Consider the following 24,961-nt stretch of genomic DNA (forward strand, 5'->3'; position numbering starts at 1 on the left):
ATCTCCCCGATGTAGCTCCATGACCAGTTGTTCACGGCTTTCCTCCGGTGGCCAGCGCCTCGGGGCCCTGCTTCTCGACGGGCAGTTTGCGGGAGAACCAGCCCTCACCCTTGGGTACCGCCCGGCCGACCGAAGCCTTGGCGCGGCGCTCCAGCACCCGCATGATCCGGGTCATCACGAACGCGACCGCGAAGTACAGGACGAGGATGATTCCGTAGATCTCGGCGCTCTGGCCGGTCGACAGCCGGGCCAGCTTGGCCTGGAAGGTGAGTTCGCCGATGGACAGCAGCGACGCCAGCGCGGTGCCCTTGAGCAGCTCGATCAGCAGGTTGTTGAACGGCGGCATCATCTCGGGGACGGCCTGCGGCAGGATCACCTTCCGCAGCCGCTGCCAGGGCGTGAAGCTCAGCGCGATGGCCGCCTCACGCTGGGCGGGGGCCACCGCCTGCAGCGCGCCGCGGACGACCTCGGAGCCGTACGCGCCGTACGACAGCCCCAGTGCCAGGGTGCCCGCCCAGATGCCGACCAGCTGCCAGCCCAGCAGCGGCAGCGCGAAGAACAGCCAGAACATCAGCACCAGTGCCGAGGTGCCGCGGAAGAACTCCACATAGACACCCGACAGGAAGCGGACGGTCCGGAACCGCGAGGTGCGTGCCAGACCGATGCCGAAGGCGACGGCAGCGGCCAGGGCGGCGCTGTAGACCATCAGCTGGACGGTGATCCACAGCCCTTCGAAGAAAAGTTCCCACAGCGCGCCGGTCACTTTTTACAGAGCTCCTTCGCCGTGAGGTCGGTCATGAACTCCTTGGTGAAGCCGTACGGCTTGGCGATGCGCAGGAGTTCGCCGCTCTTCTTCATCTTCTGCAGCTCGGCGTTGAAGGCGTCCCGCAGCTTGGTCTCACCGAGCCGGAAGCCGTAGCCGCCGCCGTCGCGCTGGGGCTTCCCGTCGACCTCCGGCGTGAACGGCCTGGTCATCTCCACCTTGGGGTGGGCACCGGTCTTCAGCGCCTCGATCATGGTCAGCGCGGTGCCGGCGAAGACGTCGATACGGCCCGCCTCCAGGGCCTCCATGCCGGCGATCTGGTCACCGTAGGTCTGGATGGTGCTCTTCGGGACACCGTTGCCGACCGCGTAGTCGATCTCGGCATAGCCGATACCGGAACCCATGCGGAATTTCCCCTTGGCGATATCCGCATAGGAATGGATGTTGTCCGGGTTCCCCTTGCGTACGAGGAAGGAGTCCTTGCTCTCGTAGTCCGGGTCGGAGAAGAGTACGGCCGCGCACCGGGCCTTGTTGATGAACATGCCCGCGACGATCACGTCGTACTGGAAGGAATGCAGACCGGGCACCAGGGCCTGGAATTCGACCGGCACCGGCTCGAAATTCTTGATCCCCAGCCGCCGGAAGATCGTCTTGGCGACGGCCGGGGCCTCGCCGGTCAGCTCGCCCTTGCTGTTGATGGATGCGTAGGGCGGTTCGCTGGCGATTCCCATGCGGACCGTGCCTTTTTTGCGCAGATCCTCTAGCAGATGTCCGCCGCCGGTGGCGCCCGAGACATCGACCCGGGAGCAGCCCGTGGCCGCTCCCACTGCACCCGCTGTGCCGAGCGCCGCTACCCCCGCGAGCAGCGAGCGGCGGCGGATGCCGCTTGCCAATTTTCTCTTGATCATTGTGGTGTTCTCCTGTGGTGGAGCCATGGGCGCGCGGCTACCCGAACGCCTCACACATATGCCAATCGTTTCCAGCCCTTGATAGAAGCGCCGCGGACTTGTTCCGTACGCCGGTATTGCCCACCTACGATCGGGGCATGACCGATCGCTTCATCGAAGTCTCCCTGGACAAGCGCGGCGTGAGCTGCACGGCCAAGTTGCTCGACGACCGCGCGCCGATCACCTGCAATGCCGTATGGGACGCCCTCCCACTCGGCGGCGACGTCTACCACGCCAAGTACGCACGCAACGAGATCTACGCCCTGCTGGCGCCGTTCGCTCCCGAGGAGCCGCCGCTGGAGAATCCGACGATCACCCCGATCCCCGGCGACCTGTGCTACTTCACCTTCACCGACACCCAACTGGGTACCAAGTCCTACGGGTACGAGACCCAGGCCGCACACCAGGGCCGCACCACCGTCGTCGATCTTGCGCTGTTCTACGAGCGCAACAATCTACTGATCAACGGTGACGCGGGCTGGGTGCCGGGCATCGTGTGGGGCAGTGTCGTCGACGGCCTGGACCGGATGGCCGATGCCTGTCAGGACCTCTGGCGGGCCGGAGCCCTGGGGGAGACCCTCAACTTCCGGCGGGCCTAGGGGCAGACGGCGCGGGGATCTCCGCGGTCCCCGCCTCGTAGAGGGCATGCGCGGCGCGCAGCACCAGCGCGTCGGCGTGCCGTGCGCCGACCAGCTGGACACCGATCGGCAGCCCGTCCGCGTCCGCCCCGCAGGGCAGCGTCGCGGCCGGCTGCTGGGTGAGGTTGAAGGGGTAGGTGAACGGCGTCCAGCCCGTCCAGCGGGTGTGACCGGAGCCGGCCGGGACCTCGGCGCCCGCCTCGAAGGCGGTGAGCGGCACGGTCGGCGTCACCAGCAGGTCGTAGGCGCTGTGGAAGCGGCCCATGGCCTGGCCGAGCGCCATCCGCGTATCGACCGCGGCCAGATAGTCCAGCGCGCTGTAGCGCGCACCCTGCTCGCAGATCTCCCGCAGCCCCGGGTCGAGCAGCGCCCGGTCCGCGTCGTCGAGAGGCTGCACCACCCGCGCCGCGCCGCTGAACCACAGCGTGTGGAAGGCCTCCACCGGGTCGGTGATGCCGGGGTCGATCTCCTCGACGACCGCGCCGAGCCCGGCCAGCGTGTCGACGGCCGACCGGACCGCCGCGGCGACCTCCGGCGCCACCGGCACGTCCCAGCCGAGCGACGGACTGAAGGCCACCCGCAGCCCGGAGACCGGACCGGCCAGCGCCTCCCGGAACGAGCCGGCGGCCGGACCGAGCTGGGACCAGTCCCGCCAGTCCGCCCCGCAGATCACCTCCATCATCAGCGCCGCGTCCGCCGCGTCCCGGGTCATCGGCCCGACATGCGCCAGCGTCCCGAAGGGGCTCGCCGGATAGAGCGGCACCCGCCCGTAGGTCGCCTTGAGCGCGAAGATCCCGCAGAACGACGCCGGGATACGCACCGAGCCCCCGCCGTCCGTGCCCAGGCTCAACGGGCCCGCGCCCAGCGCCACCGCCGCCGCGCTGCCGCCGCTGGAGCCGCCCGCGGTGCGCGCCGGGTCGTACGGATTGCCCGTCACCCCGTGCCGCGGACTGTCGGTGACGCCCTTCCAGCCGAACTCCGGGGTGGTGGTCTTGCCGACGAACACCGCACCGGACTCCCGCAGCCGGGCGACCGACGGGGCGTCCTCCTGCCACGGACCCTCGGCCCGCACCGTGCGCGAACCCCGCAGCGTCGGGGTGCCCCGGGTGAGGATCAGATCCTTGACGGTGACCGGCACCCCGTCCACCGGCCCGGCCGGTTCCCCGGCCCGCCAGCGCTCCGCCGACTCCTTGGCGCCGGACAGCGCCTCGTCCGCGTCGATCCGGGTGAAGCAGTTCGTCGCGGACTGGGCGGCCTCGGCGCGTTCCAGCACCGCCCGGACCGCCTCGACGGGGGAGAACTCGCCGGCCGCGTACCCGGCCGTGAGCCGGGTGGCGGAGAGGTCGGCGAGGTGGGTCGGTTCGGTGGTCATGCGTCCTCCGAGCGTTGGCCGCCCCGGGCGGGGCGGCGGCGGGGGAGCGCGGCTGCCGCGCCGGGGCCCGGCAGCCGGCCCCGTCACTGCACCGGCACGTACCCGAGCCGTTTGTCGACGAGGTTGTCCAGCGGCTCGCCCGCCGACCACCGCTCGAAGTTGTCCTGGAACTGCTCGGCGAGGGCGTCCCGCCAGCCCAGGGTGTCGCCGCTCATGTGGGGCGAGACGATCAGATGCGGGACGTCCCACAGCGGGCTGTCCGCGGTGAGCGGCTCTTCCTCGAAGACGTCCAGCGCCGCCGCCGCGATCCGCCACTCGCGCAGCGCCGCCATCAGAGCGTCCTCGACCACCAGGGGCCCGCGCCCGACGTTGATGAACCGGGCCCGCGGCGGCATCCGGGCGAACGCCGCCTTGTCGAACAGGCCGCGGGTGGCCTCGGTCAGGGGCGCCGCACAGATCACCCAATCCGCTTGGGGCAGTAGGCCGTTCAGCGCGTCACTCGCGTGCACGAGGCCGAACTGCGGATCGTCCGAGCGCTCCCGGCGGCCGACCAGATCGACCTTGACACCCAGTGCCAGGAGGGTGCTGCCGATGGCCCGGCCGATCGGCCCGGAGCCCACCACGACGGCCCGGCTGCCGGCCAGCCGCAGCGTCTCGCGATGCTGCCAGCGCCGCTGCCGCTGCAGCTCCCAACTTCCGTAGAAGTCCTTCGCCATGGCGATCACCAGCCCGGCCACATATTCTGCGATCGGCTGCTCGAAGACGCCCCGGGCGTTGGTCACCAGGGTGTCGTCGGCGACCAGCGCCGGGCACAGCAGCTGATCCACACCCGCGCTGGCGGTGTGCACCCAGCGCGGCCTGGGCCCCTCCTCCGGCCAGGCTCTGCGGATCGCATCGGAGGTGAAGTCCCAGGCCAACAGCACGTCGGCGGTGGGCAGTCGGTCGGCGAGCGAGTCCTCGTCGGTGAAGATCACCCGAGCGCGGCCGGTGAGCCGGTCCAGCTTCGGCGGCGGGTCGGAACCGAGGACGAGGACGGTGCTTTTGGACATAGCCAGAAACCGTTCTGAAACGTGAGCCCCTTTCCATGGAAAGGGGCGCCGACAGATGCCTGAGATGCGAGGATTGACCACGCTAGGAAGTCGTATCTACCGTGTCAACAACGGCTCTGTCCCGACGTCCCGGCTTGATCCGGCTGCACCTCATCCCCGGCCACTGGCCTGGCCTTCCAGCCCTTCGTTTCTTCTAGGGGCCTTCATGGACGTCTCTTTTCTGGGTGGCCCACAGCCGCAGCTCGGCGTGGGTGTCGTCGCTCCCTTCGACTTCGCGCTCGACCGAGAGCTCTGGCGCTGGGTGCCCGACGACGTGTCCCTCCACCTCACCCGCACCCCTTTTGTGCCCGTCGAGGTCAGCCTCGATCTGGCCCGTCTGGTCAGCGAGCACGAAACCCTGGACGCCGCCGTCCAGGCGCTGTGTGCGGTATCACCGCAGGTCATCTCCTATGCCTGCACTTCCGGCAGCTTCGTCGGCGGGGTCGCGGGCGAGCGGGCCATGTGCGCTGCCATGGTCCAGGCGGGGGAGGTTCCCTCCCTCACGACCTCGGGCGCACTGATCGAAGCACTGCGCGAGATCGGCGCCCGGCGCATCGCCGTCGTCACGCCCTATACGAAATCGGTCACCGACTCACTGGAGGACTATCTCGGTGAGGCAGGCATCACGGTCACCGGCCGCGCCTACCTCGGGCTGACCCGGCACATCTGGAAAGTGCCGTACCGCGATGTCGTCGACATGGCCCGCGCGGCCGTGGTCGGCGCCACCGATGCCCTCTTCATCAGCTGTACGAACCTGCCGACCTACGACGTCATCCCGCAGCTGGAGGCGGAGCTGCGGATGCCGGTGCTGTCCGCCAACCAGGTCACGATGTGGGCCGCGCTGCGCGCCATCGGGGTCCAGGCGGTGGGCCCGTACCAGGCGCTGCTCGATCCGGTGGCGCGGCGCGGCCCGGCCGCGATGACCGGAACGGCGGAAGGACCGGAAGGAGGGCTACCGCGGGCGACCCCCGAGGCGGCTTTCGCCGGCCCGCCTGCCCCACCGGACGGGGACCCCCTCGACGGCCTTGATCCGCCGCCGTATCCGCCCGATGACACGGGAGGTCTGCCCCCGGTTTGAAGAGGGGTCCGCACCTGACCTCCACCCTGGAAGCTGCCGGCGTCGTCACGCTCGCCGGCAGCGCTCCTGCCCGGCGTCACCGCACCACCCGTGAGCGCATCCGCACCCACGAACGCCCCTGCACCCGCAGCCGTACACGCAAGGGAGAACTGCATGGCATCGGTCGGCTTCCTCTACCCCGGCCACTCCGCGGAGGACGACTACCCCCGGCTCGAAACGCTCCTGGGCGGCGCGGTCCGCCTGCCGCTCGTCCACACCGATATCGGCGAGGACGCCCACCGCGTCGACGCGCTGCTGGAGATGGGCTCCGCCGGGCGGCTGGCGGCCGGCGTCGAGGAGCTCAAGGAGCGCGGCGCCGAGGCCGTCGTCTGGGCCTGTACGAGCGCCAGCTTCGTCTTCGGCTGGGAGGGCGCCCACGAACAGGTCAGGGAGCTGTCCGCCACCGCCGGCCTGCCCGCCTCCAGTACGTCCTTCGCCTTCGCCCATGCCGTCCAGGCGCTCGGCGCCCGGCAAGTCGCGATCGCCGCCACCTACCCCGACGACGTGGCCGAGCGCTTCCACGCCTTCCTGAAGTCCGCCGGGACGGAGGTCGTCTCGACCCGCGGCAGCGGCATCATCACCGCCGCCGAGGTCGGCACCTGGGGCCTTGCGGAGGTGCTGGCGCTCGCCCGCGCCGGTGACCATCCGGATGCCGAGGTGGTGCTGCTGCCCGACACCGCACTGCACACCGCCGAACATCTGCCGGCCCTCGAAGCGGAGCTGCGCAAGCCGGTGCTCACCGCCAATCAGGTGACGGCCTGGGAGGGACTGCGGCTGCTCGACCGCACGCTCAGCTGTCCGGCGCTCGGCACCCTCTTCTCGCGGACGGCGCACACGTAGAGCCCCGGACGAGGGAGGTCCGGCGGCCCCGCCGACCGCGGTGCCGCGCCGGGGATCTGACCCGGGAATAAGTGGAGATCCTCTCCGGTTGTCCTCCTCGCAGACCACCGACGCGAGGAGGACCCGCACCGTGAGCGGCGAAGACGAGGAAATCCGGGGCAGCGGCGAGACGGCCGGTGACGGGATACGGGGCACCGCCCCGGGCACCGCACCGGTCCCGCTGTCGGTGCTCGACCTGGTGACGGTCGGCGCCGGCAGCACCGCCGCCGCCGCGGTGCGCACGGCCGTCGACATCGCCCGCACAGCCGAACGCCGCGGCTTCCACCGCTACTGGGTCGCCGAGCACCACTCCATGCCGGGCGTCGCCTCGTCCTCGCCCGCGGTGCTGCTCGCCCACCTCGCCGCCCACACCGAGCGCATCCGCCTCGGCTCCGGCGGCGTCATGCTTCCCAATCACGCCCCACTGGTGATCGCCGAGCAGTTCGGCACCCTGGAGGCGATGGCCCCCGGCCGGGTCGATCTCGGCCTGGGCCGCGCGCCGGGCACGGACGGCGCCACCGCCGCGGCGCTGCGGAGGACCGAGAGGCTGCATGAAGGTGCGGACGATTTCCCGCAGCAACTGGCCGAGTTGACCCGCTTCCTCGACGACTCCTTCCCGGACGGCCACCCGTACGCCAAGATCCACGCGGTTCCCGGCCCGGTCCAGGCCACCTCGCCCGGCGGTGTCCAGTCCGCCCACCGCCCGCCCCTGTGGCTGTTGGGCTCCTCCGGCTTCAGCGCCCGGCTCGCCGGCTCCCTCGGTCTGCCGTTCGCCTTCGCGCACCACTTCTCCGCGGCCAACACCGTCCCCGCGCTGGACCTCTACCGCGCGTCCTTCCGCCCCTCCGAGGTGCTGTCGGAGCCGTACGCCCTGATCGGGGTCGCGGCGCTGGCCGCCGAGGAGGAGCACGAGGCCCGCCGCCAGGTACTGACCGGCGCGCTGTCCATGGTCCGGCTGCGCACCGGCCGCCCCGGCCTGGTCCCGAGCCCCGAGGAGGCCGAGGCGTACCGCTTCAACGAGTTGGAGCGGGACTTCGTCGACAGCTGGCTCGGCAATGTCGTCCACGGCACCCCGGACGCCGTCCGCCAGGGCCTGGACGATCTCGCCAAGCGCACCGGCGCCGACGAGCTGATGATCACCGCCAACGCCCACGGCGGCGCGGCCCGGCTGCGCTCGTACGAGCTGATCGCGGACGCATACGGCCTGCCGGGGTGAGGGCGGCGTACGTGGTGGTGGCCGGCTCTCGTTGATTCCGCCGGACCCTCGCCGTGGGGGTGCGCACCGTCGCGGCGGGATTCCCTTTCCGGTGCGGGCGGAACGAGGTTCCGCCCGCACCGGCGCCTTCCGTATGGGGAGTCCTCAGGCGCCCGTGTGCCGGCCCGCGTCGAGCAGGGCCTCGACCCGGTCGGGGGCGACGGGGCGGGAGTAGAGCCAGCCCTGGCCGGTGTCGCAGCCGATCCGGCGGAGCCGCTCGGCCTGCTCGGCGCTCTCCACACACTCGGCGGTGACCGTGAGGCCGAGCCGGTGCGCCAGCGCCACCAGCGCCTCCACGATCATCTCGTCCGCCGGGTTGGGATGCTCCTGCGAGCGGAAGCCGCGGACGAAGGACCCGTCCAGCTTCAGCACGGACACCGGGAGGCGGCTGAGGTAGGCGAGGTTGGAGTAGCCGGTGCCGAAATCGTCGATGGCGATCCGTACACCCATGTCGCTCAGCGCCTGCAGGGCCTGCAGCGGCCGGCCGGCCGAGCCCATCACCGCCGACTCGGTCAGCTCCAGCTGCAGCAGCTCCGGCGGCAGCCCGGTCTCGGCGAGGATCCCGGCGACATCCGCGACCAGGTCGGAGTCCCACACCTGACGTACGGCCACATTGACGCTGACGAACAGCGGCTCGCCGGGGTGCGCCAGCTGCCAGGCGCGCGCCTGATAGCAGGCCCGCTCCAGCACCCAGCGGCCCAGCTCGACGATCGCGCCGTTCTCCTCCGCCAGGGCGATGAACCGATTCGGCGACAGCATCCCGAACTGCGGATGCCGCCAGCGCACCAGCGCTTCCACCCCCTGTGCCCGGCCGTCACCCAGCCCGACCAGCGGCTGGTACTCCAGGGTGAATTCGCCGCGGTCCACGGCCGGGCGCAGGGTGCTGGAGAGCGCCTGCCGGGTCATCCGGTGGGCGTTGCGCTCCGGGTCGAAGAGCGTCCAGCGGGCCTTGCCGTCCTCCTTGGCCCAGTACAGCGTGGTGTCCGCGGCCTGCATCAGGCCGGTGGCGGTGGTGCCGGTGGCGGTCCGCTCCACGACGCCGATGCTCGCCGACACCGACAGCCGCTGCCCGGCCAGGTCGAACGGGCGCTGCAGCGCGTCCAGGACGCACTGGGCCAGCTCGGCGAGCTGGTCGGTGCCGGTGGAGTCCTCCACCAAAAGAGCGAACTCGTCACCGCCGAGCCGGGCGACCAGGTGCCCGGCCCGGCCCGGCCCGCGGTCCGCGGCGCTCTCCGCGCAGCGCGTCAGACGCTGCGCCACCGCGCTCAGCAGCCGGTCGCCGACGCGGTGCCCGAGCGTGTCGTTGACGGCCTTGAAGCCGTCGAGGTCGAGGTAGCACAGCCCGATGCGGCCGGTGCCGGACGGTTCGAAGGAGGCGGTCTCCAGGGCGGAGGAGAGCCGCTCGAAGAACAGCGCCCGGTTGGGCAGCCGGGTCACCGGATCGTGCATCTGCAGATGCCGCAGCCGGGCCAGCAGATCGTGCCGGTCGCTGATGTCCGCCACCGACAGCAGCATCCGCTCCTCGCCGCTGAGCGGCTCCGGGGTGAGCGGCTCGACGGTCACCTCCACCCAGACGGAGTGTCCTGCGGGATGTTTGAGGCGGCGGGTGCAGCGCAGACGGTCGCTGCGGCCGCACAGCACCTCGCGGTAGGCGGTCCACACCCGTGGGTCGGCGCCGAGGTCGGTGAGGTCCGCCGCGGTGGCGGAGACCAGCTCGGCCGGGTCGGCGCCGACCAGCTCACCGAAGGCCGGGTTGGCGGCGAGGACCAGACCGTCGCGGTTGAGGACCGCCATCGCCACCCGTGCCGCGTAGAACGTGGCGCGGTAGTCGCCGAGCGAGGCCGCGGTGTCGTCGCAGTGCCCGCCGGGGGCGGGCCGGGCCTCGGCGGATTCTTTGGTCGTTTCATCACGCTCCGTCACTGAGGGGAGCGTCGCTCCGGGCGTGCGGCCCGGGCTGTCGGGGTGTCCGCTCACTGCTCGCTCCCGCGTGGCGCTGTCTCGTGATGGAGGGGGGTCTCGCGCTGGAAAGTGTGGCGATCATAGAGGCTGGCACGACGGCCGATCCAGCGACGCAGCCGTGATCGTCCGCGCGCATGACGGAACTTCAGCCATTTCTGCCCGGGTCTGTTCGTACGGATTGCCCCGTTGGCCGTTTGTGACTTTCCGTTACGAGACGGCCAAGACGCGCCGGTCACTCGTCCGGACCTTCAAAACAGGACGAATAGCATTAAATCGCCACAGGGTAGATGAGGTCGCCGAATCCGTCCCTGGAGGTATGTGTGCCGCGCGCCCAGACACCCGACGGGGTGGATCGCCGCAGCCTGCGGCGGGTCGCGGCCGTCGCCACCTCTCTGAGCGCACTCATCGCGACCTCGATCGTCGCCGGACCCGCCACCGCCTCCGAGGCCGTGCTCCCGTGCGCCCTGGGACGCACCGACGCGCACCACTCCGAGGGCGTCGACAGCTGGAACGGGTCCTATCCGCGCCCGGACCGCACCCTCAACGCCGTCATGATCTTCCTGTCCTTCCCGGACTCCCGGCCCCTCTCGGCGCCCCAGGAGCTGTCCCACGACTACTTCCCCGCCACCTCGGGCTTCTTCGACCGCGCCTCGTACGGAAAGTTCCGGCTGCGCCCGCACGTCCACCGCCACTGGGTGCGGATGCCGCGCCCGTCCGCCTCCTACGGGATACAGCGCGACTGGGACGCCGGCCGGCGCTCGTCCTACCTGCGCGACGCGGTCACCGCCGCCGACCCTTCCGTGGACTTCAGCCGCTACGACGTGGTCTATTTCGTCGCCGACCCGGACGCCCCCGGCGTCGATTCGGACGCCACCAAGGTCGTCAACCTCGACCGGCCGATGCACGCCGACGACCACGATCTGAGCCGGTTCGTCACCGTCTTCGAGCAGAGCCCGCCGGACCGCAATGTCCTCGCCCACGAGACCGGGCACGTCTTCGACCTGCCGGACCTCTATCACCGGCCGGAGGACGGCAAGGGCGACTGGGATACCTACGTCGGCGACTGGGACCTCATGGGCAGCCAGTTCGGACTGGCGCCCGACCCCTTCGCCTGGCACAAGTGGAAGCTCGGCTGGATCGCCGACAGCCAGGTTGACTGCGTCGATCTGACCGGGCCCGCCATGCACTCCCTGCGGACCCTGTCCGCCCCCGAGGAGTCCCACCCCCAGCGCCGGCCGCGGCTCCTGGTGGTCCGTACGGGCCCCGAGAGCGCACTGGTCATCGAGGCACGCGGTGCCATGGGCAACGACCGCTCCCTGTGCACCGAGGGCGTCCTCGTCTACCGCGTGCACAGCCGGACGGCCTCCGGGTCGGGCCCCGTGCAGGTGCTCGACGGGCACCCGGCCACCTCGGCCTGCTGGGGCACCTCCGTCTACCCGCCGCTCGCGGACGCGCCGCTGGGCGTGGGGGAGAGCATGGACGACGCCGAGGACGGCCTGCGCATCCAGGTCGAGGGCCGGACGGCCGACGGGGACTGGGCGGTGAAGGTGAACCGCGGCTGACCGCGCCGTACACCGGAACGACGAAGGCCCCCACCGGAGTGGAGGCCTTCGACCGTCTGTGCGCCGCCAGGGACTCGAACCCCGGACCCGCTGATTAAGAGTCAGCTGCTCTAACCAACTGAGCTAGCGGCGCCTGCTGACGGGGAAAACATTAGCATCCTGGTCGGGGAGGACAAAAATCGGTTTGTCTCAGCCCGCGGTCAGCAGCGAAAAGGGGTGCTGAGCTGCGGATTCCTGCACCGGGCCGGCCATTGAGCGGGCCTCGCGGACACAGGCCCAGAGGAGTACGTCGGGGCCGGGCAGCCAGGGGCTGCGGACATCCGGTGCCACCAGCCAGCGGGAGACGGACGGGCCGGCCGGGTCCTCGTCGGCCGGGGTGCCGGCGCCCGCGGCCCGGTCCGCGGCGGGGCTCAGGCGGGGGTGCAGCGGCGGGACGGTCACCGCGTCCCCGCTGCCGTGGCACAGCAGCGGCGGGACGGCGGTGGCCCACTCCTCCCAGACGAGCAGCGCCGGCAGCCGCTGGGCCGTGCCCGGGGCGGCGAACAGCAGGATCCTGCCGCGGTGCGCCGCCACCGGCCCCGAACCGGGGCCGGTGGACCATAAGCGGTCCACCATGCGCCGCCCGAAGAGCGCCGGGGCGTTGATCACGTCGAAGGCGGTGCCGCAGGGCAGCACGCTGGGCGCGGCCGGCCGGGTGGCCCACAGTGTGTGCATCTCGTCCGGATGGGGGCTGGCGGAGGCGAGCCAGTCGGCGCCCGCGAGGGTGACATATGCCGCGGTCGGAAAGGCCAGGGTGCGGGGGGTCTCAGGCAGCCAGTCGCTCATGGAGACAGGTCTACCCAGCCGGGACACGGGACTTGGCCGATTGGCGGAAACCGGGACGGGGCGGTGGGGGAGCCGCTATCTTTCCCCCCTTGCATATGCCAGCGGCTCATGATCATGGACCATGAGCCGTCGTGGGGCGCGTCGGGCGGGCGGGGTTCCTGGGGGCCGGTGGGCGGGGCCGGGGCGGTCAGTCCATATCGCCCGGCAGGGTGCCGCCGCTCCGCATCAGGCTGCGGCCGAACTCGATCATCTTCTGCGCATAGTCCTCGGTCCACTCCGCCTGCTCCGCGAGCGCGGCCAGCGGCAGCCGGTCGAACCGGCTGGGGTCCGACAGCTGGGCCGCCGCCAGCGCCTGGAACTCCGTGGCGCGGTCGGCCGCGGCGCGGAAGGCGAGGGTCAGCTCCGTGGCGCGGCCGAGCAGCTCGCGCGGGTCCTCCATCGACTCCAGGCCGAAGAAGTGCTCGGGGTCGGCGACGGCCTCGGGCGGCTCGAAGAGCAGCTGCGCGGGCTTCATCCGCCGTGGTCCGGGCGCCGTACCACGCGGGTCGGGAGCCGGTCGCGGCTCGGACATGTACCTACCTCCAGATCGTGTGCCGCATTCCATTGTCCCGCTGCGCGCAAGTGCGCCCCGGGCAGTGGCCGTACGCCCTGCCGGGCCGCCGTCCGGCAGGCCCGTCGGACACCTCCTTAAGGACGCCAGGTCACCCGGTGTTCCGCGAGCTGGGCGAGGACGGCGTGGTTGGCTTCCCAGCCGTCCGGGAACTTGACCGTGACGCCGAGGCGGACCGGCTCGGTCGAGGGGTGTTCGTCCAGCAGATCGGCGACGCCCGCCCGGCAGACCACGATGCAGGCGTGCCGGTGGCGGGAGGCGAGCACACACAGCCGGCCGGTCTCCAGATGGAAGGCGGTGGCGTCGGGCCGGCCGGACAGCGGATGCAGGACGACCGTGACATCGAACTCGCGGCCCTGGAGACGGTTGGCGGTGTCCACCGCGACGCCGGTCACCCCCAGACCGGCCAGCGCGGCGCGGACCGCCGCCGCCTGGTCACGGTGGGCGGTGCCGACCGCGATCCGGCCGGCCGTCAGCGGCGCCGGGGCGGGCGCCGCCCGCTCCGCGGCCCCGTGGGCCTCGCTGGTCGTGGCGCCGCCGCGGTCCAGGAGCCGGCGCACGACCTGGGCCACCGCGCGGACCGCCTCCGGGTCCGTACGCGGTGTGTGGCGGGCGGGGAGTTCCAGCAGGCCCCAGCCGGACCCGGCGGCCTCGTCCAGGACGCGGTCCACGCCCGAGCCGTCGCCCGGCACCCCGAACGCCAGCCGGCGGTCGCCGTGGCCGGTGCCGCTGCGGAACGGGGTGTACGGATAGAACGCGGCGGAGACCAGCGGCGCCGCCGAGGCGGGCAGCCGCCAGGAGACCGGCAGCCGGTGCTGCGGCAGATCGGGGTTGTGCGCCAGGAGGGTGGACACCGCGCTCGACGACGGGTCGTAGGCCAGCCCCGCCCACTGCTCCGCGCCGACCACGCTGAACGGATCCAGCTGGCCCGGGTCGCCGACGAACAGCGCCCGCTCGAAGAGCCCGGCGACGCTCAGCAGCGCATCGGAGCGCATCTGATAGGCCTCGTCCACGATGGCGTGCCGCCAGGGCTCGTCGACCTTGGTGTACGCCCATTTCGCGGCCGTCGAGACCACGATGTCCATCCCGGCCAGATCGGCGATCTTCGCGGACGTACGGACCGCGGGCAGCTCGGCCAGCGCCGGGTCGAACGCGCCGGGCTCACTGCTGTGCAGCCGGCCGACCGGCAGCTGCGGATCCTTCTCGGCGAGCCGCAGTACGAGGTCGTCGACCTGGGCGTTGGTCTGCGCGACCACCATCAGCGGGCGTCCGGCGGCGGCCAGTTCGCGGGCCGCCCGCACCACGAGGGTGGACTTGCCGGCGCCGGGCGGGGAGTCCACGACCACACCGCGCCGGGTGCCGTGCAGGGTGTCCCGCAGGATCGCGTCGGTCGCCGCGGCGGCCGCGGCAGCGGGGTCGAAGGGGGCGGACGTGGTGGGTCCCCCACTGCCTGAAGGGCGTGGGAGGTACCCCCGTGGTTCCTGAGTGGCCGTCATACGGGAGTGTTCTCCAGTGCGGTCGAGGGCCGGGCGCGGGTCACAGGAAGTCCTCCGCGGTCACGGGGTCGGGGGCGGCGTGCGGTGCGTCCGCGGCGCCGGGCGGCGGACCGCCATGGGTCCACGGGGTGTCCTCGGGGTCCGGGAGCTCCGGGCCGCCGCGCGGGGCGTGCTCGAACAGCGTCCAGCACACCGCGTCGTCCGGCTCCGGTACCGAACCGGGCTCCGGCGTCTTCCCGCGCCCCATCCCGCCCGTCAGCCGCACCACCAGCGTCCCCGGCTCCCCGGCCGTATGCACCACGAATTCGGCGGTCTGGGTCTTGCCGTCCGCCAAGGGGCGGTAGAGCTTGCCGCCCTCGGACAGCTGCGGCCGGTCGGCCGTCCACAGCGTGACCAGCGGGCGCGGCATCGGCCGCCGGCCCTCGGAGTAGGCCATCTCGACGGCGGTGACCGTGCCCTGGAACGCCTCGCCGGCCAGCCGGCGCCCCGCCATCACCAGCGGGTCGTCCAGGGCTTCCTGGGATTCCAGTTGGGCCTGTGCGGTCTCCCGTGCGGACAGCTTCTGCGCGGCGGTGACCGCGTCGTCCTGCTTGGGCTGCGGGGGCTCCCCGGCGCGGATCCGGTCCCGGTGCGCCGTGTACGACCAGCGGTCGCGCTTCCAGCGATCGGGGACCCGGGTGCCAGCGGGGAGCGCCCGCAGCAGGTCGATGCCGTGCCAGACGGCGTCCCAGGCCGGCCGCAGCTGCCCCTCGACAAGGGTGCGGAGCGCGTCCTCGGCGCCCGGCAGCCCGGCGTCGTAGCGGGCCATCGCGGGGGCGAGCAGCCGGTTGTCGAACGCCGGGTCGGTGGCCGGGCCGGCCGGCGGGCACCGCAACTGGCCGTCCGCGTCCCGTGCCGACTCCGCGTGCTCGGCCGCCTCCCGGCCCGACAACCCCGGCGGCGGGTCGATCCAGGAGAGCAGCGCGCCCAGGTGCTGGTCCTCCAGCACGCTCTGGCCCGTCGCCCAATGGCGGGTCAGCAGGCCCGTCATGGACAGCAGCAGACTCGCGCCCGGGACCCGCGCCCGCTCGCCGAAATGGGTCAGCCAGCGGCCCAGCAGCGGGACATGCGGCGGCGCGGGGTACGGGGTCTCCGGCTCCTGCTCGGCCGTCCGCCGGAAGCGCATCGAGCGGCCCAGCAACCGGACGAACTCGATGCCGGCGGCGCTCGGCACGATCAACTGCGGGGCGTCCGCGCACAGTTCGACCTGCACCGGGACCTTCTTGCCGGTCTCCGGGTCGGTCTCCTTGCGCTCCTCCCACTCGATGGCGTCCGCGAAGCCGTCCACATACGGCAGCACCGACTCCGCCAGCTCGGCGAGGAACGCGAACCGCAGATCACGGTCGCGCGGCTGCGGGACGGCCAGCAGCACCGGCTTCTCGCGGTCCGTGCCGACCAGCGCCCCCAGGGGGGCACCGGCCTCGCCCGCGGTCGTCAACGGGACGAACACCAAAGGGTGTTCGGCGAGATGGCGGTGGCGGACCGTGCACCGGGGCCGGGCGCTGCCCGCCGCCATGGCCTCCATCCGGGCCAGCGTCTCGATCAGCGACATCCCGGCTCCTCCGCTCGCGGTCCCGGCACGGTCGGGCGGGCCAGCGCCCCGTCCCGCAGCGCGGCGGCCCGCCGCAGCGCGACGACCGCCGGGTCGTCCGGCCCGTCGGCGGCCGCGGACTCCGGCTCCTCGGGGCGGGCCGCCGCCAGCACCTCCCCGATGGTGCGCAGCCCGCCCAACTCGCCCCGGACGCCGCGCCCCAGCGCCTCCACCGCACCGTCCTCACGGGATCGCTTCCGGCAGTGGAAGGCCAGCTCGCACGCGGCCAGGCACTCGGGGGCGTAGGCCGCGTCGACCGCCTCGACGGCCTGGGCCAGCTCCTCGGGCCGACGGGTCGGGGTCTTCCCGTCGTCCGCGAGCCGGAGGTCGAAGGTGGTCTCCGGGGGGAGGGCGGCGGCGATCTCCTCGACCCGGGTGAGCCGGGTCAGCTGCCGCCGGGTCGTGGCCAGCTGCTTGCGGACGTCGACGGCCGCGGCGGTGGGGAGGTTGGAGAAGTCCTTCGGGCACACCAGCAGCACGCGGTCGCGGACCCGGACCGCACGGCCGGTGTGCGCGCCGACATGACCGGCGACCGGCTCCAGGGCCAGCACATACACCGCCGCCTGCCGCGCGGCGGCGCCCACCTTGGCGGCGTCCGCCGAACCGTCGATCATCGGGAAGGACTTGATCTCGACGACCGTCCAGCCGCCGTCCGGATGCACCACCACCGCATCCGGCTCCACATAGGCGGGCGCACCGGCCACCTCGACGACCAGCATCGGATGGTCGAGCAGCGCCCAGCCGCCGGCCGCGGTCGCCTCGCGCAGGGCCAGCGCCGTACGCGCCGCCCGGCCCTCGGGCCCGGCCGCGGACAGATCGGGGGTGGCGACCTCCTCCGGCGCGGGCGGCGGGGTGCCGGGCGCCAGCCGCTCGCTCAGCAGCCGCAGCAGCTCCGTGCCGCCGTCGGCCTTCACCCGGGATTCGAAGGCGTTGCCGCGGACGATCGCGAACTGCGACTGGCCGTACGCCGCGGGTGAGCCCAGCGCCTGGGCCAGCGCGCCCTTGTCGATGCCCGCGCCGTCCAGCAGCGCGCGGCGCCGGCAGCCGGGGTTGGCGGCCAGTGCGGCGAGCGCGCGGGCATCGAGGGAGCGGGGGCGGACACCGGGCCCGCGCAGCTCGGTGAGTCTCCCCCGGTGCACGCCGGGAGGGAGATCCCCCGGCGGCGGGCTCGGCGTCGCCGTCGGCTGCCCCGCCGGAGGGGCAGCCGACGCGGGTCGGCTGTCGCGGAAAGCGTTCACCCGCGGAAGTCTCGCATCCGGCACCGACATACGGGACGACCGCCCGCCGCCGGAGGCCGCTCCGGGCGCCCCCTGCGCCGTATACGAGGCCGCTCCGGGCGCCGGCCCCCGGGCGGGACGGCATCCCCGGTCAGGGACAAATCGCACCGATGCGCGATGATGGAAAGCCCGCGGTCGACGCCGCCCGCGCCGAGCAACGAGCAGCCGAGCGATCGGCGAGAGGTACGACCATGGCAGCGCGCATATTCCTGGCCAGACACGGGCAGACCGAGTGGTCCCTGTCCGGCCGGCACACCGGCCGTACGGACGTCCCGCTGCTGGACGAGGGCCGGCGCGGCGCCAAGCTGCTGGGCGAGCGGCTGCACCGTGCCCCCTGGGACGGACTGCCGGGCGTCGAGGTCCGCACCAGCCCCCTGGTGCGCGCGAAGGAGACCTGTGAGCTGGCCGGTTTCGGCGACCGGGCACAGCAGTGGGACGCGCTGATGGAGGTCGACTACGGCGCGTACGAGGGCCTGACACCGGCCGAGATCAAGTCCGGGCGGCCGGACTGGCTCATCTGGCGCGACGGGGTGCCGGAGGGGGAGACGCTCGCCGAGGTCACCGCGCGGGCCGACGAGGTCATCGGCTGGGCACGGTCCGCCGACCGCGATGTGCTGGTCTTCGCGCACGGCCACATCCTGCGCGCCCTCGGCGCCCGCTGGCTGGGCCTGGACATCTCCTTCGGCGCCCGGATCCGGCTGGAGCCGACGTCCCTGTCGGTGCTCGGCTGGGCCTACGGGGAACCGGCGATCGAGCGCTGGAACGACACCGGGCACCTCGGCTGAGCGACGGCCGCCCGGCCGCCACGGCCCGGCCGAGGAGGCGGGCACCGCAGGCCGCCTGACGGGGCGTCGGGCGGCCGGTCCGCGGACCGTCAGCCGGCGGAGTCCGGGCCCGGCGTCCCCCCGGCGGACGCGGCCGAGGCCGCGTGCCGCGCCAGGAAGCCGGCGACCGTGTCACCGCCGGGGTGTGCCTGCAGCGTCCGGGCCGTGCCGTCGAGCATCGTCCGGATACGGGCCGAACGGACCTCCTCCAGCAGCGCCAGCACCCGGACCCCGGCCGCGGCGGCCTCCTCGGGCTCCCCGCTGTTCGCGAGATCGCCCGCGAGCTCCGCGGTGAACAGGGCGATGTTGCGGGCGAAATGGGAATCCTGGAGCGCCACCGCCCGGCGCGCATGCTCCACCGCGCGCCCCGCGTCACCCAGGGCCGACCAGCACTGCGCCTCCAGTCCCGCCAGTTCGGCCTCGCCGTAGAACGTCATCCACTCCGGGTCGTCGTCCCGCGGCCCGCCCGCGAACAGCCGCTCGGCCCGCGCCAGCGCCTGCTCACAGCCGGAGCGGTCGGCCAGCCCCGCCCAGCCGCCGGCCTCCCGCAGCGCCAGCAGTGACAGCAGCCGCGGCGAGGCCAGCTGCTTGGCGGCCTGCTGCGCGGCCTGCGCGGCCCGCACCGCCTCGCGCGGGCGGCCGGCATCGCGGGCGAGGAAGGCCGTATTGCAGAAGGCGTGCGCCTCCAGGGCGGCGTCTCCGCAGACCCGGGCGGTGGCCAGGGCCTCCGCGTAGTGCGAGCGGGCATCGCCGAAGCGGCCCGAGTCATGTGCCAGCCAGCCCACGGTGATGGCGAGTTCACCCGCCCCCGCGTGCAGCCGGTCGGAGACCGATCTGCGCTGTACGCCCGCGTCCAGCAGCTCGTAGGCGGCGCGCAGCGGCTGGGTGGCGCGGCGGTAGATGCCCTCCGCGCCGTGCCGGTCGTCCAGCAGCCGGATGTGGCGGACGGCCTCCTCGACCGCGGCGGCCTCGGCGGCGCCGGGCCGGCCGGCGGGCGGGGTGCGCGGGCCCGGCACATGGGCGGATGCGGCGGCGGCAGCGGCCTCGATGGGATGCAGGGCGGCGAAGCCCAGGGCTGCTGCCGGGCCGCCGGTGATGAACGCGCGACGCAGCACGTCGCTCTCCTCGCAGATCTGGATACGGGTATCGCGGTGGTCGGGGTCGGTTGCCAGGGGCGCGGCGCTGACCGCCGCCGTACGCGCCCCCCGTCCGCGTACCGCCTCGCGCGGCGCGAAGCCCATGTCGGGCAGCGTCAGCCCGGGGAACATGTGCCGGAACACCCGCTCGTAGGCGTAGTTCGGACACCGGATCTCCCCGGACTCGACGCGGCCCACATAGCGGGCGTCGCACGAGACCTGTTCGCCGATCTCACGGGCGGACCGTCGGACCGCCGCCGCGAACTCGCCCGGTGACAGCCGGCCGCGCAGCTGTCGGAAGGCGAGGTTCGGGCGGGCGGGTACGGTGCGGGACGACGCTGAACTAGCTGCTGGCGACGCCATGGCGGACCCTCTCCGTGCCCTCTCCGTGCCATCAGGTGGCGTTGCCGCCTCCTGGCGGTGCGGCGGGATGACCGTACCGGCTGTGATGGCTCCGATACGCACAGTTTGGCTACAAATCGGATATCTCGCGCGCGATCTGCCATGAACTGCCATCCTTTGCAGCGTTACGCCGCCGTAGCTGTTGACACGTCCGGCCGTTGAAGTCGGTGTAAAGGGTCGGGTACGTGCAGGAGGAGGGGTTCCCCGTGTGGGAGACCGGCGTGAGCAGGGGCGGCAACGGGTCCGCGGGCCAGGCCGGCGGCGGGCGGGGGCCGGCCGTCGCGGCCGGGGCACCGGCCGTACCGGCCCAGGCGTGTGACCTCGTCACGGTGCCGGCCAGGCAGGGCCTGGAAGCCGTCGACATCCTCCGGCTGCGGGACGGTGTCGGCCCCGTTCTGCACAACGGCGCCTGCGACACCCTCGGCTTTCTGGTGCCCGCGGGCACGGCGGACGGCTGGGACGTTCCGGGCAGTGCCTGTACCCAGACCTCCGGGCGGGGCATCGCACTGGGCGCGCTGTGCGGTGAAGGGGCCCCGGCGGAGCCGCCGGTGACCGGCACCGGCTGGCTGGTGCCGCCGGAGGGCGCGGGCGCCGCCGCCACCGATCCGGCCGTCCTGCGCGCGGCGCTCGGCGAGGCGGCCCGCACCATCGAGGCCGTCGACCGCTGCCAGTGACACCGGCCGGCCGTACACCAGAGGGGCCGCCCGGCCGATGCCGGACGGCCCCTTCGGGCGGGCGGTCCCTCCGGGCGGGCGGCCCCTCTGGTGCGCGGGCGGTCACTCAACCATGTCGATGGAGGCTACGTACCGCTCTGGGCGGTCCCTGGCGTGCGGCCGGTCCCTAGTGCGCGGCCGGTGTGCTGTCCCGCGCCGGGTGGGGGATGGTGGTGGCACCGCGGCGGTCGCCTAGCCGGCGCTGGACGCCGCGCAGCAGCCGCGCCGCGGTGAAGGACGCGCCGTACACGAAGCGCATCGACGGGCCGAACGACGGCGCGGTCAGCAGCCCCGCGAAGAACAGGCCGGGCCAGGACGATTCGAAGCCGGAGCTCAGCTCGGGCGCCCGGCTGCCGCCCACCGTCCGCAGGGTGGTGCGCACGGTGGGGTGGAGCAGCCGCAGCCGCCCGAGGTCCGGGGTGAAGCCGGTGGCCGCCACCACGTGGTCGGTGTCCACGGTCTCGGAGCTGCCGTCGGTATGGGTGAGATGGAGCCGCACCCCGTCATCCTGGGGAGCCGCCGCCCGGACCCGGTGGCCCGGCAGGACCGGCACCGCCGGCTCGAAGCGCTCCCGCAGCCACCAGGCGCCGGCCGGTCCCAGCGCGTTCTCCGCGATATGCACCCGGGTCGCCGAGGGCAGCCGGCGCACCGCCCCGGGCAGTTCCGACCACAGCCAGCTCGGCCAGCCGGTGCCGAGCCCGGAGTGCGGTTCGCGCAGCGCGCGCAGCCGGCCGCGCGCCAGCGGCTGTGGCGGGGCGTTCCAGCGCAGCTGGTCGGCACGGGCCACCAGGCGGGGCCTGGCGCCCTGTTCGGCCAGCAGGGTCGCGGTCTCCAGCGCGGACTGCCCGGAGCCGAGCACGGTGACGTCCTGGCCGCCGAAGCGGCGCAGATCGCGGTGGTCACTGCTGTGCGAGGCGAGCTCCGGGGGCAGTTCGAGCAGCGGCCAGGGGCGGTTGACGAACGGCATCACACCGACGGCGAGCGCCACGGTCCGGGCCGCGATCTGCTCACCGGTGTCCGTCTCGACGTGGAAGCCGTCGCCGTCCGGGCGTACGGCGGTCACGGTGACTTCCTCGACCTGCGGCACCGCCCGTTCGCCGAACCAGCTGCCGTACGCGGCGAAGGTGTCGAGGGGCAGCGGGACACCGTGCTCGGCGGGCAGATCGTGGGCCGCGCAGTAGTCGGCCAGGGTGTGGCCGCCGGCCGGGTCGGAGAGATCGCTGGACCAGGGCTCGGACTTGAGGAGCATGCCCTCAGGCATGTGATCGCGCCACGAGGCCATCGGCCGGCCCAGGACCCGCAGCCGCAGTCCGGCCGCCGCCGCATGCGCGGCGATCGAGAGTCCGTAGGGGCCGGCGCCCACCACGACGAGGTCGTACATGGAAGTTCCCTGCTCTTTCTTGGTGTGCGGTGCGGTGCGGTGCGGGGGAGGGGCGTGCGGTTGGTGAGGGTTCGCACTGTGCGCGCGGTGTGTGTGGTGCGTGCGGTGCGTGTGGTGCGGTTCGCGCGATGCGGCTCTCCCATCGCCCCCGAACCCACCCCCGTACGCGCCCTTGCGGAGCCCGTTGTGTGGCCGGGTGGTCCGGTGTCCGGTCAGGGCGAGGAACGGCAGCGGATCGTCGGCGGTGCACCACGCCGTTCCGCCTCCGGGTGCCCGGCGAGGGCGGTGGCCGGGCCGGTGGGCAGGGCGTGGGTCCCGGCGGGGGACTCCCGGCCGGGGGCGCTGCGTGCGAGCGGCTCGGTGCGGCCGGTCAGGTCCAGGTGCAGCGCCCGGACCACATCGAGCCCCGAGGAGGGATCGGTGACGAGCCGGAACCGGGCGCCGGGGTGGGTATGGAGGCCGAGGAGGTGGTAGCGGCCGTGCGCGTCCCGGCGGAAGTCCAGGCCGAGGATGCCGTGGTGGCCCAGATGCCCGGCCAGCCCTAGCGCGGCCCGTTCGACCTGGGGATCGGGCAGCCGGCGGCCGGGCGCGAGCAGTCCCGTACGCAGCGGCCGGGCGCGCTGCGTACGGCCCGGGCCGCCGATCAGACAGACGCCGTCGCGGGCGAAACAGCCGTGGAAGACCCACTCGGCGTCCGGGCCGCCGGCCAGCCGGCGCTGCAGCAGCAGGGCGCTGCCGGCACGCTCGGTCAGCTCGTACAGCCGGCGGGCGTCCTCGCAGGTGCGCACCAGCGTGGTGCTGCGCAGCCCCGTGGACGGTGTCAGCAGCCACGGCCGGCTCCACTTGGCGACGACCGGCAGTCCGAGCTCTGCCGCCGCGTCGGCGGCCTGCTGTGCGTCGGTGGGGAGCGCGGTCGCCGGGTGCGGCAGGTCCATATCCCGGCACAGCAGGGCGAGTTCGGCCTTGTCGGCGAGCCGCTCGGGCAGGCCGGCGGGCTGGGCGGGGAGCAGATAGCGGCCCAGCAGGGGGACGGCGAGCCGGGCCGCGGCGATCGCGCCCCGGTCGTCCATGGGCAGGAGGACGGCGGGCCGGCCGAGGCCTTCGGAGATGTCGCGCAGCAGGTCCAGCAGCGGGGCGTGCGCCATCGGCCCGGCCGGGAGTTCGTACCTACGGTGCAGATACCGCGACCGGCTCACCGGGCCGCGCGCCGATGCGAGCGCGGCGTGGACCTCGATGCCCGCCCGGCCCAGTGACCGGACCGCGTCGAGGGTGCTGTGGTGAGGGGGACCGGGGTCGAGCCGGAGCAGCAGTACGGGCACATCGGTATCGAACGACGACATGTCGCGGAGCCCTTCCTTCGATGGACCGTGGGGGGGGCGGAGTGCGCGCTCAGGGCTGGCGGAACGGGTTCGGTGAGCCGTACGGGTCATCTCCGGAGGGCGTCAGGGGATGTCCGACGCGGCGGGCGTGCGGACGGCCGACCGGTCCGCGGCCCCACCGGCCCGGCGGTGCGGGCGTCCGCTCAGGCGGTACGGGCGTCCAGCCCGGTGGTACGGACGTCCGGGTCGTGCGACGCCCGCGCCGGACGCCCCCGTGACCGCGTTCACCGGCCCGGCACCGTCCGGCCGCATGCCGGCCCGGTCTCTTCCTTCGCGGCCTCGGCCATGGCGCTGCCTACCTGTTCGGGAGCGGGGACGGGTCGGGCGACCGGGACGGATCGGGCAGCGACACGCTCGCCGCGGGGAGCGCGGCCGGCCGGCCCTGTGGCGGCGGTACCGCCGCCGGGCTCCCGCGCCGTGCCGGGGTGCCCGCCGCCACGGCCTGCTCGTACACGGACATCAGCGCCTCCGCGCTGCGGGTGATGTCATAGCGCCGCACCACCGGCGGGACCGGCAGCCGGCCCGGCCCCTGACGCCGCAACTCCCTTAGTGCGGTGGCCAGTTCGTGGACGTTGAGGCTGAAGTGGCGGGCGCCGGGAGCCTGGTCGGCGGGCAGTTCGTCGACCGCCGGGCAGCTGCCGTAGAGCACATGCAGCCCGGACGCGAGCGCCTCCAGGACGGCCAGTCCGAACGCTTCGTCCGGGGAGGGCGAGACGAAGACGTCGATGGCCGAGAGCAGGCCGGGGATATCGGGCCCCGCGGTCCCCCGGCCGTCGGCCGCCGCGTCGAACGCGCCGTCGCGCGCGCCCAGCAGATGGATCCGGTCGCCCGAGCCGAACTGCTCCGCCATCCGCCGCAGCATCTCCCGCTCCGGCCCCGCACCCGCCAACAGCAGGTGGACACCGGGCAGCTGGGTCACCGCGCGGACCAGGACATCGAAGCGTTTGCCGGGCACCAGCCGCCCCACGCCACCGACCACGAAGGCATCCAGCGGCAGGCCCAGCCGGGTCCGCACCAGCGCCCGCGCCGCCGGATCGAAGCCAAAACGATGTGCCTCGATGCCGTTGGGCACCACATGGATCCGCTGCTCCGGTACGCCCCAGCGGCGCAGCCGGGCGGCGACGGTGTCCGAGACGGCGACGGTGGCCGTCCCCAGCCGTTCGGTGGCCCGGTAGAGGGTGCGGACGCCACGGGTCAGCCGGCGGCCCTCGATGACCGCGTCGCCCAGGGAGTGCTCGGTGGCGACCACGGCCCGTACGCCGGCCAGCCGGGCGGCGACCCGGCCGTAGACGCAGGCCCGGTAGAGGTGGGTGTGCACCAGGTCGTAGCCGCCGTCGCGGATCAGCCCGGCGAGACGGGGGAGCGCGGTCAGGTCCCGGTTGCCGGTCATGCCGAGGTGGAAGACGGGGGTGCCGTCGGCCTCGATGCCCTCGGCGACCGGGCCCGGACTGGTCAGGGTGAGGACCTCGCAGTGCGCGGGGAGCCGGCGCAGCAGCAGCCGCAGCTGCTGTTCGGCGCCGCCCACGTCGAGGTCTGTGATCACATGCAGAACCTTCACCGGATGCCTCCAGAGGTAGCGGCCGGGGTGGTGGTCCGGTCGGGGGGGCAGGGCACGGCGCCGCAGCGGGTGCAGCGCGCGGTTACGGGGGCCCGGCGGATCCCAGGCGTGGTCGCCCCCGGGCCTGCCGGGTCTGCCGGGCCAGTCGGG

21 protein-coding genes and 1 tRNA gene are annotated in these 24,961 nt (G+C 73.4%); 7 read left to right on the forward strand and 15 right to left on the reverse strand.

Annotated elements, in window-relative coordinates; translation table 11 throughout:
• Window positions 1-31 precede the first annotated feature (31 nt).
• Complete coding sequence (gene ehuC, locus AB0C46_RS24800) at window positions 32-763, reverse strand: ectoine/hydroxyectoine ABC transporter permease subunit EhuC (protein ID WP_362830356.1); 732 nt, start codon at window positions 761-763, stop codon at window positions 32-34.
• Window positions 760-1,671 (reverse strand): ectoine/hydroxyectoine ABC transporter substrate-binding protein EhuB, encoded by a 912-nt coding sequence (gene ehuB / locus AB0C46_RS24805; protein WP_362830357.1) that lies wholly within the window; start codon window positions 1,669-1,671, stop codon window positions 760-762. Before ehuB ends, ehuC begins: the two co-directional genes overlap by 4 nt.
• 137 nt (window positions 1,672-1,808) lie before the next feature.
• On the opposite strand from ehuB, the gene AB0C46_RS24810 reads away from it, so the two are divergent.
• Window positions 1,809-2,309, forward strand: a complete 501-nt coding sequence (locus tag AB0C46_RS24810) for a DUF3830 family protein (RefSeq protein ID WP_362830359.1) — start codon at window positions 1,809-1,811, stop codon at window positions 2,307-2,309.
• Here AB0C46_RS24810 and AB0C46_RS24815 read toward each other — a convergent pair.
• Together AB0C46_RS24815 and AB0C46_RS24820 are read right to left on the reverse strand one after the other, a co-directional pair.
• Window positions 2,290-3,720 (reverse strand): amidase, encoded by a 1,431-nt coding sequence (locus AB0C46_RS24815; RefSeq protein WP_362830360.1) that lies wholly within the window; start codon window positions 3,718-3,720, stop codon window positions 2,290-2,292. The two genes, AB0C46_RS24810 and AB0C46_RS24815, sit on opposite strands and share 20 nt — an antisense overlap.
• Window positions 3,721-3,803: 83 nt before the next feature.
• Complete coding sequence (locus tag AB0C46_RS24820; RefSeq protein WP_362830362.1) at window positions 3,804-4,769, reverse strand: D-2-hydroxyacid dehydrogenase; 966 nt, start codon at window positions 4,767-4,769, stop codon at window positions 3,804-3,806.
• Window positions 4,770-4,974: 205 nt separating this feature from the next.
• On the opposite strand from AB0C46_RS24820, the gene AB0C46_RS24825 reads away from it, so the two are divergent.
• The 3 genes from AB0C46_RS24825 to AB0C46_RS24835 all read left to right on the forward strand — a co-directional run bounded on the left by AB0C46_RS24825 (window position 4,975) and on the right by AB0C46_RS24835 (window position 8,020).
• On the forward strand, window positions 4,975-5,886 hold the full coding sequence (locus AB0C46_RS24825) for a decarboxylase (protein ID WP_362830364.1): 912 nt from the start codon (window positions 4,975-4,977) through the stop codon (window positions 5,884-5,886).
• A 153-nt stretch (window positions 5,887-6,039) separates the two neighbouring features.
• Window positions 6,040-6,765 carry a decarboxylase gene (locus AB0C46_RS24830; protein WP_362830366.1) on the forward strand — a complete coding sequence of 242 codons (726 nt, stop codon included), beginning with the start codon at window positions 6,040-6,042 and terminating at the stop codon, window positions 6,763-6,765.
• Between the two features lie 130 nt (window positions 6,766-6,895).
• Window positions 6,896-8,020 (forward strand): LLM class flavin-dependent oxidoreductase, encoded by a 1,125-nt coding sequence (locus AB0C46_RS24835; RefSeq protein ID WP_362830367.1) that lies wholly within the window; start codon window positions 6,896-6,898, stop codon window positions 8,018-8,020.
• Between the two features lie 144 nt (window positions 8,021-8,164).
• On the opposite strand, the gene AB0C46_RS24840 is transcribed toward AB0C46_RS24835, so the two are convergent.
• Window positions 8,165-9,979, reverse strand: a complete 1,815-nt coding sequence (locus AB0C46_RS24840) for an EAL domain-containing protein (protein ID WP_362830368.1) — start codon at window positions 9,977-9,979, stop codon at window positions 8,165-8,167.
• 359 nt (window positions 9,980-10,338) lie between these two features.
• Between AB0C46_RS24840 and AB0C46_RS24845 the strand changes: the two genes are divergently transcribed.
• Entirely contained in the window at window positions 10,339-11,580 is a 1,242-nt protein-coding gene (locus AB0C46_RS24845) for a M6 family metalloprotease domain-containing protein (protein WP_362830370.1), read from the forward strand.
• A 59-nt stretch (window positions 11,581-11,639) separates the two neighbouring features.
• Here the strand turns inward: AB0C46_RS24845 and AB0C46_RS24850 are convergent.
• The 6 genes from AB0C46_RS24850 to AB0C46_RS24875 all read right to left on the reverse strand — a co-directional run bounded on the left by AB0C46_RS24850 (window position 11,640) and on the right by AB0C46_RS24875 (window position 17,280).
• Window positions 11,640-11,713 (reverse strand) — tRNA-Lys (locus AB0C46_RS24850).
• A gap of 56 nt (window positions 11,714-11,769) precedes the next feature.
• Window positions 11,770-12,405, reverse strand: a complete 636-nt coding sequence (locus AB0C46_RS24855; protein ID WP_362830372.1) for a bifunctional DNA primase/polymerase — start codon at window positions 12,403-12,405, stop codon at window positions 11,770-11,772.
• A 187-nt stretch (window positions 12,406-12,592) separates the two neighbouring features.
• The gene (locus AB0C46_RS24860) at window positions 12,593-12,976 is read right to left on the reverse strand and encodes a hypothetical protein (protein ID WP_208683990.1); all 384 of its coding nucleotides are present in this window, start codon (window positions 12,974-12,976) and stop codon (window positions 12,593-12,595) included.
• Between the two features lie 116 nt (window positions 12,977-13,092).
• Window positions 13,093-14,511, reverse strand: coding sequence for an AAA domain-containing protein (locus AB0C46_RS24865; protein ID WP_362830374.1), 1,419 nt, complete (start codon window positions 14,509-14,511; stop codon window positions 13,093-13,095).
• 40 nt (window positions 14,512-14,551) lie between these two features.
• Window positions 14,552-16,102, reverse strand: a complete 1,551-nt coding sequence (locus AB0C46_RS24870; protein ID WP_362830375.1) for a hypothetical protein — start codon at window positions 16,100-16,102, stop codon at window positions 14,552-14,554.
• Window positions 16,093-17,280 (reverse strand): hypothetical protein, encoded by a 1,188-nt coding sequence (locus AB0C46_RS24875; RefSeq protein WP_362830377.1) that lies wholly within the window; start codon window positions 17,278-17,280, stop codon window positions 16,093-16,095. The genes AB0C46_RS24870 and AB0C46_RS24875 overlap by 10 nt, the downstream gene beginning before the upstream one ends.
• 329 nt (window positions 17,281-17,609) lie before the next feature.
• On the opposite strand from AB0C46_RS24875, the gene AB0C46_RS24880 reads away from it, so the two are divergent.
• Window positions 17,610-18,203: a histidine phosphatase family protein gene (locus AB0C46_RS24880; protein ID WP_362830378.1), complete on the forward strand. Its 594-nt coding sequence runs from the start codon at window positions 17,610-17,612 to the stop codon at window positions 18,201-18,203.
• An 89-nt stretch (window positions 18,204-18,292) separates the two neighbouring features.
• On the opposite strand, the gene AB0C46_RS24885 is transcribed toward AB0C46_RS24880, so the two are convergent.
• Window positions 18,293-19,741, reverse strand: coding sequence for a tetratricopeptide repeat protein (locus AB0C46_RS24885; RefSeq protein WP_362830379.1), 1,449 nt, complete (start codon window positions 19,739-19,741; stop codon window positions 18,293-18,295).
• A 245-nt stretch (window positions 19,742-19,986) separates the two neighbouring features.
• Here AB0C46_RS24885 and AB0C46_RS24890 point away from each other — a divergent pair, with 245 nt between their 5' ends.
• Window positions 19,987-20,454 (forward strand): hypothetical protein, encoded by a 468-nt coding sequence (locus tag AB0C46_RS24890; protein WP_362830380.1) that lies wholly within the window; start codon window positions 19,987-19,989, stop codon window positions 20,452-20,454.
• 166 nt (window positions 20,455-20,620) lie between these two features.
• Here AB0C46_RS24890 and AB0C46_RS24895 read toward each other — a convergent pair whose 3' ends face one another.
• From AB0C46_RS24895 to AB0C46_RS24905, 3 genes are all read right to left on the reverse strand, one after another.
• Window positions 20,621-21,874 (reverse strand): NAD(P)-binding domain-containing protein, encoded by a 1,254-nt coding sequence (locus AB0C46_RS24895; RefSeq protein ID WP_362830382.1) that lies wholly within the window; start codon window positions 21,872-21,874, stop codon window positions 20,621-20,623.
• A gap of 212 nt (window positions 21,875-22,086) precedes the next feature.
• Window positions 22,087-23,214 carry an ATP-grasp domain-containing protein gene (locus AB0C46_RS24900; protein ID WP_362830383.1) on the reverse strand — a complete coding sequence of 376 codons (1,128 nt, stop codon included), beginning with the start codon at window positions 23,212-23,214 and terminating at the stop codon, window positions 22,087-22,089.
• Window positions 23,215-23,548: 334 nt separating this feature from the next.
• A complete protein-coding gene (locus AB0C46_RS24905) occupies window positions 23,549-24,811 on the reverse strand; it encodes a glycosyltransferase (protein ID WP_362830418.1) in 1,263 nt (420 codons plus the stop codon).
• Window positions 24,812-24,961: the final 150 nt, after the last annotated feature.

Origin of the sequence: Streptomyces sp. NPDC048637 (assembly GCF_040650675.1) — a bacterium.
GTDB lineage: Bacteria > Actinomycetota > Actinomycetes > Streptomycetales > Streptomycetaceae > Streptomyces.

Coding starts and splice junctions, on each gene's coding strand:
- ehuB (WP_362830357.1), bottom strand. CDS start 1,671: ATGATCAAGAGAAAATTGGCAAGCGGCATCCGCCGCCGCTCGCTGCTC.
- AB0C46_RS24810 (WP_362830359.1), top strand. CDS start 1,809: ATGACCGATCGCTTCATCGAAGTCTCCCTGGACAAGCGCGGCGTGAGC.
- AB0C46_RS24815 (WP_362830360.1), bottom strand. CDS start 3,720: ATGACCACCGAACCGACCCACCTCGCCGACCTCTCCGCCACCCGGCTC.
- AB0C46_RS24820 (WP_362830362.1), bottom strand. CDS start 4,769: ATGTCCAAAAGCACCGTCCTCGTCCTCGGTTCCGACCCGCCGCCGAAG.
- AB0C46_RS24825 (WP_362830364.1), top strand. CDS start 4,975: ATGGACGTCTCTTTTCTGGGTGGCCCACAGCCGCAGCTCGGCGTGGGT.
- AB0C46_RS24830 (WP_362830366.1), top strand. CDS start 6,040: ATGGCATCGGTCGGCTTCCTCTACCCCGGCCACTCCGCGGAGGACGAC.
- AB0C46_RS24855 (WP_362830372.1), bottom strand. CDS start 12,405: ATGAGCGACTGGCTGCCTGAGACCCCCCGCACCCTGGCCTTTCCGACC.
- AB0C46_RS24860 (WP_208683990.1), bottom strand. CDS start 12,976: ATGTCCGAGCCGCGACCGGCTCCCGACCCGCGTGGTACGGCGCCCGGA.
- AB0C46_RS24865 (WP_362830374.1), bottom strand. CDS start 14,511: ATGACGGCCACTCAGGAACCACGGGGGTACCTCCCACGCCCTTCAGGC.
- AB0C46_RS24870 (WP_362830375.1), bottom strand. CDS start 16,102: ATGTCGCTGATCGAGACGCTGGCCCGGATGGAGGCCATGGCGGCGGGC.
- AB0C46_RS24880 (WP_362830378.1), top strand. CDS start 17,610: ATGGCAGCGCGCATATTCCTGGCCAGACACGGGCAGACCGAGTGGTCC.
- AB0C46_RS24885 (WP_362830379.1), bottom strand. CDS start 19,741: ATGGCGTCGCCAGCAGCTAGTTCAGCGTCGTCCCGCACCGTACCCGCC.
- AB0C46_RS24895 (WP_362830382.1), bottom strand. CDS start 21,874: ATGTACGACCTCGTCGTGGTGGGCGCCGGCCCCTACGGACTCTCGATC.
- AB0C46_RS24900 (WP_362830383.1), bottom strand. CDS start 23,214: ATGTCGTCGTTCGATACCGATGTGCCCGTACTGCTGCTCCGGCTCGAC.